The organism is Nostoc sp. LEGE 12447, assembly GCF_015206985.1.
In the GTDB taxonomy this organism is placed as follows: domain Bacteria; phylum Cyanobacteriota; class Cyanobacteriia; order Cyanobacteriales; family Nostocaceae; genus Nostoc.
The window spans coordinates 1-13,332 of sequence record NZ_JADEXT010000085.1; the positions used below are offsets into that span (position 1 = coordinate 1).

At 43.5% G+C, this 13,332-nt stretch carries 11 protein-coding genes and 1 pseudogene; 3 read left to right on the forward strand and 9 right to left on the reverse strand.

The window, feature by feature from the left end:
• Positions 1 to 22: 22 nt before the first annotated feature.
• The 7 genes from IQ274_RS34950 to IQ274_RS34980 form a co-directional block, all read right to left on the reverse strand.
• Positions 23 to 751 carry a hypothetical protein gene (locus tag IQ274_RS34950; RefSeq protein WP_228058604.1) on the reverse strand — a complete coding sequence of 243 codons (729 nt, stop codon included), beginning with the start codon at positions 749 to 751 and terminating at the stop codon, positions 23 to 25.
• On the reverse strand, positions 693 to 1,235 hold the full coding sequence (locus IQ274_RS34955; RefSeq protein WP_190964679.1) for a hypothetical protein: 543 nt from the start codon (positions 1,233 to 1,235) through the stop codon (positions 693 to 695). The genes IQ274_RS34950 and IQ274_RS34955 overlap by 59 nt, the downstream gene beginning before the upstream one ends.
• On the reverse strand, positions 1,232 to 3,970 hold the full coding sequence (locus tag IQ274_RS34960) for a helicase HerA domain-containing protein (RefSeq protein WP_194145069.1): 2,739 nt from the start codon (positions 3,968 to 3,970) through the stop codon (positions 1,232 to 1,234). Before IQ274_RS34960 ends, IQ274_RS34955 begins: the two co-directional genes overlap by 4 nt.
• A complete protein-coding gene (locus IQ274_RS34965) occupies positions 3,964 to 4,278 on the reverse strand; it encodes a hypothetical protein (protein WP_194145070.1) in 315 nt (104 codons plus the stop codon). The genes IQ274_RS34960 and IQ274_RS34965 overlap by 7 nt, the downstream gene beginning before the upstream one ends.
• Positions 4,279 to 4,304: 26 nt before the next feature.
• Complete coding sequence (locus IQ274_RS34970; protein WP_175586952.1) at positions 4,305 to 4,754, reverse strand: hypothetical protein; 450 nt, start codon at positions 4,752 to 4,754, stop codon at positions 4,305 to 4,307.
• Between the two features lie 27 nt (positions 4,755 to 4,781).
• The gene (locus IQ274_RS34975; protein ID WP_228058605.1) at positions 4,782 to 5,108 is read right to left on the reverse strand and encodes a hypothetical protein; all 327 of its coding nucleotides are present in this window, start codon (positions 5,106 to 5,108) and stop codon (positions 4,782 to 4,784) included.
• 69 nt (positions 5,109 to 5,177) lie between these two features.
• On the reverse strand, positions 5,178 to 5,384 hold the full coding sequence (locus IQ274_RS34980) for a hypothetical protein (RefSeq protein WP_012412959.1): 207 nt from the start codon (positions 5,382 to 5,384) through the stop codon (positions 5,178 to 5,180).
• A 201-nt stretch (positions 5,385 to 5,585) separates the two neighbouring features.
• On the opposite strand from IQ274_RS34980, the gene IQ274_RS34985 reads away from it, so the two are divergent.
• Positions 5,586 to 5,978 (forward strand): hypothetical protein, encoded by a 393-nt coding sequence (locus IQ274_RS34985; RefSeq protein ID WP_163938824.1) that lies wholly within the window; start codon positions 5,586 to 5,588, stop codon positions 5,976 to 5,978.
• 254 nt (positions 5,979 to 6,232) lie between these two features.
• On the opposite strand, the gene IQ274_RS34990 is transcribed toward IQ274_RS34985, so the two are convergent.
• A complete protein-coding gene (locus IQ274_RS34990; protein WP_194145071.1) occupies positions 6,233 to 7,858 on the reverse strand; it encodes an IS1634 family transposase in 1,626 nt (541 codons plus the stop codon).
• Between the two features lie 395 nt (positions 7,859 to 8,253).
• On the opposite strand from IQ274_RS34990, the gene IQ274_RS34995 reads away from it, so the two are divergent.
• Both IQ274_RS34995 and IQ274_RS35000 read left to right on the forward strand, forming a co-directional pair.
• The gene (locus IQ274_RS34995; RefSeq protein WP_194145072.1) at positions 8,254 to 10,380 is read left to right on the forward strand and encodes an AAA family ATPase; all 2,127 of its coding nucleotides are present in this window, start codon (positions 8,254 to 8,256) and stop codon (positions 10,378 to 10,380) included.
• 915 nt (positions 10,381 to 11,295) lie between these two features.
• Positions 11,296 to 12,225, forward strand: a complete 930-nt coding sequence (locus IQ274_RS35000; RefSeq protein ID WP_194145073.1) for a tyrosine-type recombinase/integrase — start codon at positions 11,296 to 11,298, stop codon at positions 12,223 to 12,225.
• Positions 12,226 to 12,331: 106 nt separating this feature from the next.
• On the opposite strand, the pseudogene IQ274_RS35005 reads toward IQ274_RS35000, so the two are convergent.
• Positions 12,332 to 13,332 (reverse strand): annotated as a pseudogene (locus tag IQ274_RS35005) (bifunctional DNA primase/helicase); the annotation flags it as partial.

Below are 13,332 nucleotides of genomic sequence, written 5' to 3' on the forward strand. Positions count from 1 at the left end.
ATTCTTCTTCATGTTGACTTGATTATTGATTCTTCCAGAAGGAATCGTTAGCGGCGGCAGATTGAATGATTTGCCGAGTAGCGGCATTAGATTCCTGATCCTTCGCCGCCGCTTGCTCATCCATGCGGCTAGAAATATCAGCAAGATTGATATTTGTAACAGCCAAGGAACGAGATTGTTTTTGCGCTTCTGCATGGATAGATTTGGCAATTACAACACTTTGTAAGTTTTGAATAGCGACCTTTTTGAGAATGTCTTGGGTAATGACATCATCCTGCGCGGCAGCAGCATTTTCGCTTGATTGGGCAGTAGCATCATTAGTTATTGCTGCCTCTTGCGATTGCACTCGTTGACCCTCAACTCCTAGTACTGATTCTGACTGACCGCGTGTATATTGCTGGTTCCAATCCTTAATAGCATTGTCGGCTTGAATGCGAGGGTCTAATATCAGCAACGCGCCTTCTTGTTTCTCAATCACTTTCTCGATATTCTTGCCAGCTTTTAGGGGATCGGGAATACCCAAATCACCAATACTAGATTCAATTGCCTGATTTAATTCAGCTTCTAACTTGCCCAAACTTTTAGTAAATTCTTTCTGATAATTACTAATGTAAGTCTGCAAGCTGCTATAGATTTGTTGGAATTGAGTTAAGAAAGATTGGTTTTGACTAGCTTGAGCATTGGCAGGGAGGCTAGAAAAGGATATCAAAATTGCTGCGCCTGAGATCGCGATCAATGGGTTGGTATTCAAGATACAAGTCCTCCAGGTCTACTACAAAGGGTTTTTTAGTACAGAGAGATTTTACAGTGGCCTGTTTTTTTGGTAAATCAAAAGAAACAACATCAGCCATTAATGTTTTAGGTGATTCTTCCTTATTTAATAAACTGGTAAAGAACGGATCATCGATAGGGTTAGCATTAGGCGGAAGGGTAGAAGCAGGGGATCGAAAAAGCATAACGTAATGTCCTGGGCTGGCGGATTCAGAGCCAATCCCCGGTTGCCTTAGCTCACGTAGTCGTTTATTTTGATACTTCAATGCCCTCAAACTAGGACTGTTTTTAACTGCGTTTTCGCCCAATTCCAAATACACGCCGCAGTCGTTCTTCGCATGAATAATAAATTTTGCGTATTGAGCTTGGTTGTATTGCCATACTTGAAAGCCTCCTATTGACACGACACCTGCTAGTATTGCCAGCAACAGCTTATTTTCAATGACTGATGATAGAACCTTCATAATGGTTTTCCCTGTTTGATACACTCGACATAATATTTAGAAAATTCTGCCACCCAGGTGAACTTGTCACTGTGAATTTTCTTGAATTTATCTCGCGTGGCTTGTTCTTCTCTGCTATTAGCGACCAACGCCAGCAGGGGATACGAGGGATAATAGCGACAGCGCACATACTTGTTGTTGTAGTCCAACAGCCACAACGTATATAGCTGCTGAATATTGGGGACAAAGCTTTCGTTTTTATCGATAATTTCTCTAGGGATGCCCAGCAACTCAGAGAAACTATTAGCCGCGCCTGGGACAATACGCCCAATCAATCGCAATGGCATATTTTGTAATATTTGTTCTCCCGCCTCCGATTTGGCGATAGAAATCACATCCTGCGCCGCCAGAAACACCCGACAGCCTTGTTTACGAGCCGTAGCACATTTCCGACCCGCAAGCCGCGATAATGCAGAAAATCCCAGCAATACGCTAGCCTCATCCATGAAAAATACACTATTGGGCGAGGAGAGGGATTGACGGGACGCGGCGATATATGCACTCATCCCGAACACTTCTGCATCCTTTCCTGATTGCAGATTAGTCAGAGCAAAGGTAATCAACTGGCTATCTGCTTGGAAGGTTGAAGGCTTGCAGATAGCGCTACCGATACTACTAGCTTGCCAGTACTGTAACCGCAAGCGGATGTAATTTAACGCTTTTTCTACATTGTCATCCTGATAGCCTAAATAAATGTACGCAAGCGAGAAGAATTTCTCCATATCTGCCAATGTCGGGGTATTCGCCCACTCTGGGGTGTTTATCCCTGCTTTTCGCGCTACTTCAAATCGCTCCTTGATGTCAGCATCTTCGTAAAAGGCTTTTGTACCCAAAGGGATTACAGATTCTATAGTTTGTGATAGTAAGCCATCAAACTTTTGCGTTCCTAAAACTAATTGAAGTACGATTAAATTAATATCATTTCGATGGGCTTTTGTCCTTTCCTCCCACTGCGACTCAGGAATCTTTGATAGGTCTAGCGGTTGTACAAGATTGTTTGATTCCTTTGAGATATCAAAGTAAAATCCATTAAAGTAGGGCGTGAAGTCTCCAAAGGTTCCTGAACCATCATCATTTGGCAAGTCAATCATTAATACTGACATTCCCAACGCCAAGCATTGATAAATAATAGAGGCGATAATTACCGATTTCCCACTCCCGGTAGTGCCGATTACCATCATGTTTTTCGGCTTTGACAAATCGATATAGACTGACGATTGCCCCTCATCAGCAATTAATTCAAAGCCTTGTTTATCGCCGTGCGCTGTTTGAACGACTGGCGTTAAACCAATTACTTCACTGGCAAAGAAAGTGGCGCGTCTGTTGAAAGGAAAAGTCAGCTGTGGTCGCTGTCTCAACAGCAAAGTGTCAAGCCAGATTGACCATGTATATTGCATTTCTCTAATTAACTCGGCAGGCTGATTGATATACCCTGAAATCAGCCTGCAAGCGTCGTCGATTTCTTCTGGAGAGTTACGATAAACAAGGATTATGACAGCTACATTTTCCGGGACATCACCCGTGTAAAGCTGCTTCTGAGCATCGACTGACCGCTCCGTATTAATTTGCGCTCCTACGTCAATAGTCTTTTTGCTGGCGCTAGCGGAGGCATTTATTGACCGCCTCGTAATCAATTGTTGGGTAAGCCTAATCATTTTTTGATCGGCTGGGCTAATCTCTGTTATTATCTCAACATCATAAATAACCTCGCGTGAGAATACGTCCCATAAAAAGCGTATTTGCTGATAGGTTGAAGCAAACACCTCTGGTTTTTGGGCAAGCGTCATTACGCCGATATACTTCTTTTTGTCAGTACTCTGGTGGGGCAAACATACCCAGCGTCTGTCCGCGTAGGGTATGCCGTTATTCAAAAGTACGGATGTCGCGTGCAATTGGTCGTTATACCACGATGAGTTGGGCGCGGCTTCGTTAATCTCCTCCCTTAATTCGCCTGTATCATAAACCAAGGTATGGGGCACTTTTACAGCCTTCGCACCCATTCTAGAAATTAGGTCGCCCCACAATTGCTTGTCTGATTTGGGCGAGGGAAATAAACCCATTTCCGATAGTATTTGTTGATGCCGCAAAGAGACAATTATCGCTTTTTCAAGAACTTGAATTAAGTTTTGAACAGTGAGTTCGGTCGCTCCTGTTGGGGTGAATTTGCGCTGTAAAAAGTTCGCCAGCTTAACTATCGCTCTATCTACCGCGTCACCACCTTCCGTTCCTCCTGGGCGGACAGTAAAAGTCGTGTAAATACTGAGCTTGATATCCTTGCGCTGATGGTTACGTGTCAGTTCCTGCATTCGGGCAACTTGCCCCCAATCAAGAAACTCACTCTCAGGAGATACAGGGCTAGCTAGCCTCTGGCGATAGTCTTCAATTACTTTGTCTTCGTCGCAAAACGAAGACCAACGAAAGGTGAATTTCTCACCCTCGGAGAACTCTTTACAGCCGTTCTCAAAAGCCTTGGCCATCGCCTCTAGTCTCTCTGATGAATTAAACAGTGGGTGAAAGCCAGTGCATTCATATCCGAATACTAATTGCAGCGTGTTGTTAGTGTCGCTTACTTGTTTTTTGCTCAACAAGTAAGCTCCAATTTGATAGTTCCCCTTTTTGAGTTTTACTAAAGTTGCTAAGTCTAAAAAGTCTTCAAAGGGTACTATTTTTTGATTACGAATGCTGCTTTTTACCATAGTTTAGGCATCCCCTTTGAACCCGCCCTTTTTTTGTTTTGGGGCGAAGAATATCTGACATAGCCACGAGTGAAAACTGGAACGCTTGGGAACACTCTTGACCAGAATAAGTAAGGACGTTTGCCAGATAAAACTATCACCGTAGCACTCAACCAAACACCAGCCAGCAGTCCCCAAACTATTCCTGCCCCAAACATAATCGCTATGATGAAGCCCACGCCAAACATAAATAAGGCGACTGCAAACTGAAAGCCAGTAAAAATATCTATTGTTGCATTTTGACCAAGTGACTGATTGACCCGTTTCATGGGCGATTTATTGTACTCGCTCATCACTAACAAGCGGCTGTAACGCCGTTAAATAAGATACTTTGAGCAATCCAAAGCACCAGGATTATGAAAAACACGCCTACGGGCTGTTGAACCATCTGCGTTACTTCCTGTCCTTCACCAATGCCGTTGGCAACCTTAAGCCCAGAAGCCACAAAGTATACAAACAAAAGCACTGTGATGGTTGCATTTATAACTGCGGGAAGTGCTTTAATGGCCGTAGTTGCCGCCGCCGCACCACCCCCACCAATACCTCCAGCGCCGCCGAACATACAAGTCATTGCTGTCTGAGCCGAATCGAACAAGCCCCACCCATAAGAGGGCATTGACTGCATGACAATGATTGTCGCTGTACCCGCAGCGTTTATGTGATGCTGATACTTGCGCCCAATCGCCGCAAGCGCCTTAGTAAGAACTTGAGATTGTGTTCTTCCTACAGAATTATTAGATGCCAAGTGAATTTCTCCTTATAAACATAAAAATTACTTTTTCGAGCCTCTTTGAAGAAATTCATTCTCTATGTCAGCTAAAGTATGCTCTCTAGCTAGTGAGCGAATTTCTTGAAGGGGAGCAATATGATACTTGTATAGCTTGCTCATGCCATTCAGACCACCTGTTTTTTTGTTGGTGAATTTCTTGAACTCTGGCAAGTATTTCCGAGCGATATTCAAATATGCTTGTAGTTGTCTTGCAGAAACTTTTGGCTTTAACATCGCCGCAACTTCTGGTCTTGTTAGTTCTTCATTTTGCCAAGTTTTCCCCCCTATCCCCATGATTCTGAGAACTTCTTGCAACTTCTGACTATACATAAAATACCCCGCCTTTTTCGTGGCGGGGGAGTGTCATTTTAAAAAATATTAGCGGTCACAAAAAACTGGTTAAAGATAAGAATTGAGCGCTTTTCCTTCCCGTTCCCACTTTTCATCTAAAAGACGACAAGCTACGCGAACAACATTCTGAGGATTCCGTTTATGTTCTCCTGGCATATTCCAGTTTCGGGTAGTGTATTCACTTTCGTACCCCAAAACCAGGGCAAGCTCCCGATAACTTAATTTCCACTTCTTCTTAAACTCTATTGGGTGCATAGTATTTATTTGATACTTGCATAAAGAACTTATTTAATATTTATAACATAATTAGTTAGTCAATTCTTTATAATTTCCTTTGGAGAGATAAATCAAGTTTTATATTTGCTTATCTTAATATTTTTATAAAAAATCTTAGCTGTTATAGGGTTTATCCAACTTATCTATAATATAAATATTCTCTTTTAAGCAATTGTTTTTATGTCCAACACAGATGCTAATTTTCAGCAGCTATTTCAGCTTACAAGTCAAGTTAATAAAGATAACGAAAATTCCACGCTATTAGTCAATCGCCTAACTCCTACTGATGACCAAATCAAAGACTGGCTACAATCACCACAAATCAAACAGTGGCTTACAAAACTACTAATGGGCATACCGAATAATCTCAAAATAGAAGCGATAAATACCATCATCAAAAATGTTATACAAAACCCAGACAAAGACTGTCGAGTACAATTCGGTAGTTCAACTATTGGAGTTGATGTTTTGCGGTGGCAAATCTGGGCATCCTATAAATTACCTTACGCCAGTGGAATCAAAACTCCTGATTGCCCCTACACTTTGAAAAAACATTTGGATACTCCCGACTAACTTCCTAGATGACATAATTACGTATTTTCGTTAATTTCCCACACAATCCCCTTGGTTGAGCGGCATCGCAATTTGCCGACCAATGGTCGGCAAAAACTTAATTATGATTCTCAAAAACTAATTCTTTATATGAGCCAAGATCGAGAGTGTTAAAAGGAGCGGGAATTTGCAGACCACCATCCCAAACGATGTCTGTGCCTTCCCTTATGCCCTCGGTATAACTGTATCTTTGTAACCTACATTCCGCAGGTCTATCAGGTAAGGAGATAATATTTTCGGCAAGGAGCACCGAGAAACTGGAGAATCCAACGTCGTTCATCGGTAAGATTAGCAATTTGTTTAATGCCGGCGATCGTTATCAGATGAATGGACATAAAGCACTGAAAGACCCAACGGAGAGTGGGAGTGCTAGTCGGCTTACCCAACTGATTATTGATAGTTTGTTTTGCAGTTTCCAGAGCTTGGCGCAGTGCCCTTTGTCCTAAACTGTAAACTAATAAACACAGACCCATCACCATTGCCAATGCTGCTACCCGTTCGGGAGAGTTGAGGAAGACACTGCTGGTAAAAAAGAGCGGGTCTTTGAGGAAACGAAAACCGCGTTCTGTAGATTGTTGAGCCTTGTACTGCAAGAGCAAGTCATCGCCAGTCAACTCGTTGATATCTGTAACATTGGTCGCTAAAATGAAGCGACCTGCACGTAATTGTTCAGTAGCAATGGCTTGAAGTTTTGGCACCACACAAGCACGAATTTGATAACAGCAGTGAGTGGGTGGGGTATTTTTGCCTGGTCTACCCGGCTTGCGGTGACGGTGGTGTTCAATAATCTCTATATCTGTCAGTTGATGAAAGCGCAGCTGGTCGCTCAAGAGGTTTGCAGCTTTGAGTGCATCTGCTGCACAAGCGAATTCTTGTTGTGATAACTGTCGCAATTGAGACTGGGCTTTGTCCAAGTGCTGGGCGAGACGTGTTTCTAGTTGCTTTAAATCCGCGCTTTTCCGCGCTTCACTGTTGACTACTAACCAACGCTGCTTGACTCCGGCATAATCACTACAACATTCAGCAATCTGGTATCCTGCGATTGCACTGCTGACAAACGCTTCCTGACTCATGTTGTCTAAGAGAAATTTTGCTGCCGCTAAGGTGGCTGGCACTCTTGATAGCCAGCGTAAAGAATCCATCTGTTTGATGTTCTGTTCACAGTAAAGAGCGGCATCTGCCACAAACAAGGCATCTATCTCCCACTGTTGCCTAAACTTTTTGAGAATTCGCGCAAATGCCGCCGAGTCGGTTTCATTTCCATCTGCAACTCTCAGATATAAGGGAATGTCTCCATCCCCACTGCATATCAAGTCCACTATAAATTGTTTGAGATCCGGTCGATGGTCTCGTGAGTAACCATAGGTAATTTCAATTGCTCTTTCCTCTGTTGCGCCTTCATCTGTGGTGCTGACGTATTCTCCATGCACATGAAATGAACTGGAGTCTAGGTGCAAACTGTCTTTTTTTACCCCAAACTTTTGGGCTGCTGCCAACGCTACTGTGACGAATACTTGTGTTAGTCCCGCCTCATATAGTTTGTCCAATACTCTCCCCAAACGGTCGTCCTTTAGGTGTTCTGGACTTATCCCCTCTCCCAACAGGTGTTCTGTGGCTTTGCCCACAAAAAACTTTTCAAACAGATACAGTGGCGCACTGACCAAACCCAAGCCATTGAGAATCATCGCTTTGACTGCTTGACCTGGGCTGACTATTTCTTGGTGATGAGTGCCTAATATTTGGTTGATTTGCTCTACCAAACACATTTGGTCAATGATGCCTGCCACTATCCCGCAGTGGTCAATATCTTGTACTCTTATTTCTAATGCTGATGATGTCATGAATAAAAAATACCATCAATCTCTTCACTTACCTGCGGAATGTAGGTTGTAATCTAAAACACTTTAGTTTACGCAATTATAATTACTGTAGGCACCGCTATACAGTAAAACTTTCTGCATTATACTCATCTAGGTAAATAGGCTAAATGAACCTACCATCAACTTATTTTTTACCTAGATAAGTATCATGATACAGCACAGGAATTTCATTCCATGTTAAACTTCTATTTTTAACTGTGTAATTTACGACATCATAAACTAACTCGCAATCACCTAAAGTTCCTTCGCCCATTAGGGAGCATCTTGGCGTTCGTAAATAGAATTCGATAAAGTAAAATGGCACATCAAGTTGGGATAATCTCTTTTAGTCGTAAATATTTTTACCCCTGACCAAGATGCCAGCGCCTTTAAAAGTTGACCTGTCACCAATAGAAGATCAAGCCCTACTAGCACTCACTCAAGCAAAAGGTATACCACCAAGAACTCAAAGTCGTGCCACTGTACTACGCTTATCAGCTGCTGGATGGACAGTGCTAAAGATCGCACAATACTTAAAATGGCATCCACAGACTGTACGCGACACAATTCATCGCTGGTACTGGGGCAAACTCGATAGTTTGTGGGATTGTTCGCGTCCGGGTCGCCGTCGCCGATGGCATAACCCAAATATCAAGTCTCTGCTTCAATTCAAAATCTCTTTATTTAGCTATCAACTTATTTTTATTTTATTTTCTTACATCTCTTACATCTATTTAATGCTATTTCTCCACAGTCATGGCGTTTCTACTACTTATGCAGTCAAAATTTACAGGCAGTACAAGGATGAAGCACTCGCTACTCTCACCAGCAATCCCTACCAGTTATCTGCTGACATCTACGGTATTGGTTTTCTGAGAACTGATAAAATTGCCTTTAATTTAGGAGTTGCGCCTGATAGTCAGTTCCGTTACCGTGCTGGTTTAATTCATGTTTTGAACGAAGCTGCTGCCGATGGGCATTGCTATTTACCCCAGCCAAAACTCATTGAGAATGTTATCAAACTGCTGACTACAGCAGATCACACACCCGAAGAAGATGCCCTCGCTGATATTATCAAAGACATGGCACTCAAGGATGACTTAATCCGTGAGAAAAGCTCAGACCAAACGCTGCTATGTTATCTACCAACGTACTTTCACACCGAACAGAACCTTGCTCAATTAATACAATCTAGATTTTGCCAACCAGTTGCACAAGATATGCCTCGTGTTCGCGCCTGGATTGAGCGCTTCACCAAGAGTCGTAAAATCAAACTTTCACCACAGCAACGGCTAGCGGTAGAAATGGCTGCATATTCAAGGGTAATGATTCTTACTGGTGGCCCCGGTTGCGGTAAAACTTTCACCACCCAGACCATAGTCTCTCTGTGGAAAGCAATGGGCAAATCTATCGCCTTAGCTGCGCCAACTGGACGCGCTGCTCAACGCCTGAGTGAAATCACACAACTCGAAGCCAAGACGATACACTGCTTGTTGGAATTTGACCCAAAGACAATGGGCTTCTTACGCGATAATCAAAACCCTTTACCCCATACCGCAATTGTCGCGCTAGAAGCTAGTATGCTTGATTTGTTTCTGGCATCTTCTTTGGTAAAGGCGATACAATACGGTTCCCAACTACTGCTAGTGGGTGACATTGACCAGTTACCCTCTGTGGGTCCTGGTCAATTCCTTGCTGACTTGATTAATTCTGGTCACGTTCCGGTGGTGCGGTTGACCAAGGTATTTAAGCAAGCCCAACAGAGCGCAATTATCACCGCTGCTCACCAAATTAACCGAAGTCAGTTTCCCACTATTGAACCGATTTCCGATAATCCCGTGTCTGAGTGTCTGTGGCACGGCGGCGGTCATCACCCCAAACATGGTGTTAAAGCAATATCCGAAATCATTACAGACTTGATTCCCCGCCTGGGTTACAATCAAGCTACTGATGTGCAAGTGCTTTGCCCCACGTCGCGGGGTTTACTTGGGACTCGTAACCTCAATACCGTATTGCAGCAGTTGATTAATCCGCCCAGTCCCGACAAAGTAGAGATTACCAAGGGCGGGAATTTATTACGAGAAGGCGATCGGATCATTCAACTGACTAATGATTATAATCACGAAATTTTTAATGGCGACTTCGGAATTATCAAGGCCATTGATCTTGAAGAGATGGAAGTTACTGTACAGTATGGTAAGCATACTGTCGTTAGAACCAGAGCAGACTTAAATCAAATTGCCCTCGCCTGGAGCTTCACCATTCATCAAAGCCAGGTTTCAGAATATCCAGTAGTAATTCTGCCAATTTATACGCAGCCTTATATGATGTTGTCTCGTAAACAGTTGTACACAGCATTAACTTGTGCCAAGCAGTTAGCGATTGTCGTTGGTTCCAAGAAAGCGATATCCAAGGCTTTGCGTTCTAGTGACGGCCAACTGCGATATACGCGATTACAGCAGCGGTTGGAAAGCGCTTTTTTGCACCCGACGATTGCAATTTAGAAATGTTCAACTTAACAATTTCACCCGCCTTGCGGTTGTTGCTCTCAATCAAGAGTGAGAAATCTGGTAGCTAGTAGTTCGCTTTCGTGACGAAAGCGGGGTAAAGGGGAAGGGGTAAAGGGTTTAAATCCCTTACCCGAATGGCACGCTTGAAAAGCTGAAACCTCCTTGCTGGCAGGGTGTGGGAGGATGGGGAGGCAATGCAGCATTTGTTGATATGCAGTTATTCAATTTCTCCTCTTTCTCCCCATACTTCCCCCACTCCCCACACTCAAAATCTTGTTATATCAGGGCTTTGCGATTAACAAGCGTGCCATTCTCCCAAACCCAGTTCCCTTTCCCCTTTCCCCAGTCCTCACTTTGCATTTTTGGGTTGGCAGACTACTAGCTGTGCTTTCGCCCCGTGTCTGGTAAGCGACGGCGGGGCATTTCATTACTGGTAAGTGCCTTGGCAATTCTTGAGAAACTACTTCTCTACCTCCCGTTTGCGGTTCTAGAAAAAAAGTGTCTTAAACACAAAGCAAAGCAATCAAACCACTCTCAAAAAATAAACTAAAAATGACTCTATAGTTTTATGGCGTGATAGCGCTTAAAAAGCAGTACACTGCGGCGTAAATAAACTTTAGAGGACGCTCTTTGATCTTTTATATCATTTATTAACTATAAAGTCATTTTTAGTTTATTTTTTTCACCTACTTTTAGGCTTTTCAAAATAAATACCCTGCTGAACAATTGCATAGCAGTATTGTGTTTGTCATGCTCCTCAGTATTAGAGGTGTACTATACGCAAAAATCGAGAAATTTTCATTCGCTTGAGGGTGAGTTGAAACGCCCATTTTAAAGGACAATAAAAATCAGACACTATAAAACCAGACGAAACTACTCTTGTGTCTGATTTTTAAGGGAGTAATAAAAATGACGCTCTCTCTTGTCCACATAACAGCCCATAGAAAGGCTCTTGCTTCCTTGCCAGTAGCGCAGGCGGAGGCGAAGTTGATTGCGCTGTGGCTGGAGGGAAAAGCGTCGTCTTCTATTCGGGCTTACCAGCGATACACTAGGCGATTTCTGGATTTTCTGGACAAGCCGCTCAAAAAAGTGACTTATGAAGACTTGGTAGAATACGCTAGTTCTTTTGGGGGCAATGCCGAAAGCACAAAGCGGATATACATAGCTTGTGCCAAAAGCTTGATTAGTTTCGCTCATAAAATTGGATATCTCCCTTTTAATGTGGGTATGGCACTAAAACTGGGTGAATTACCAGATGTAATCAACGAACGCTATCTTGATGAAGCTGATATTAAATTGTTGGTACGGGCAGCTTCTAAGCATTTAGCTGATGCTAAAACTCCTAAGCGCCAGTACACAGCCCTACGTAATTTGTTAATTATCAAACTTCTGTATCAGGCAGGGTTACGGGCAAGTGAAATCTGTGAGCTGACTTGGGGAGATTTGACACCCCGTGGTGAGAGTGGTCAAGTTTACGTGCGAAAAGCCAAGGGCAGCAAAAATCGGACAATTCTCATCAAGCCAAAACTTTGGGCGGAATTAATGGAGTTCAAAGCTTCGGCTCACTCCAATCAAGCAGTGTTTCCAAGTCAAAAGGGGGGACACCTCGACCGTCAAAACTTGCACCCGATTGTTAAAGCGATCGCACTCGAAGCCGGATTAAGCGAACTGGTTTCGGCTCACTGGTTACGTCATGCCCACGGTTCTCACGCTATTGAGCGCGGGACTAATCCAGTACTGGTGAAAGAAACTTTGGGTCACGCCAATCTAGCCATCACCGATCGCTATCTCAAAGCTAGACCTAATGACAGTAGCGCTTTAAACTTGATGGATCTTTGACATTTTGCATGACTTGTGAAAATGCATCACAAATTGGAACCAGTGGCATAGATTGCTACCGGAAACGAAACAAAAACAGCTTTCAAATGCCAAAAAGATTTTTTCCCTAGCCAGCCCCCTCCATAGGCAACACTTCTTCCAAGAGCCATTCATAAAATTCCGGGACAAGAGATTCCACAAGTCGCAGTTCATTTGCCGCGATCGCTTCAAGTTCCAGCACCGTCTCCCAGCGCAAATCCTCAACCCATCGCTTAAGGATGCCTTTAATCGCGTCAACCCCCTGCTTGATACCAGAGCGAAGCATTTCCACGCAGTGGAGTAGCGTAATCCGATCGGTCGGAGGCGACTCAAATTCGGTAGTATCCTCCCCTTGGCAATGGGAGTTCCCTATAGCATCAATGGGGGGTGTGGATACGGCCTGCTGATTGGGGTTTACATTATACACAGCAGGGGTTGGGGTCGCATAACAGGTTCGATTTTCTTTTTGATTACGCTTCGTTTCACGATGAGCAATTACATGCATTGCAAATTCCAATTGTTCTTTAGATAAAGAGAAAAGTTTCACCTGTTGACCCCGCTTACCCTGCTTACGGAAGGTCAACTTTAACCCCAACTGCTCGACTAAAGTTCCTAGCAACCAAATAGGCTTACAGTCACTGGGAATAGTAAACCCAAGGATTGTTTTGACGTGAGCAGCACAATGTATAGCGATCTCCGTCATTTTGAGTAAGGTGGAATCCGAGGCGGTAAATTCCTCACCCGCAACTAAAGAAGTGAGAATCTGATGCAGCCCAAGGTTAAATCTAGCCAGCCACCGTGCCGAGTAATTCCCCCAGTCGATACACAAAGGTAAATTGTCCCGTTCGGTGCGGTCTTTTTGGGTGACAATTGTTGGTGGCGTGGGATAACTTTGCCCAGTTTTGGGATCAACAATTGATTCTTCGGGCTTTGCTAAAATGGCCTCAAGTCCGGCGATAGCTCTAATTAAGCGACCACCTTTATCCATTTCTACGAGTGATTCGGTTACTTCGATGCCGTAAGAATCAGAAATGCGAAACTTTTCACATTCAAAAATTTCATTAGGGTCAAGGTAATCTTTGCTCTGAC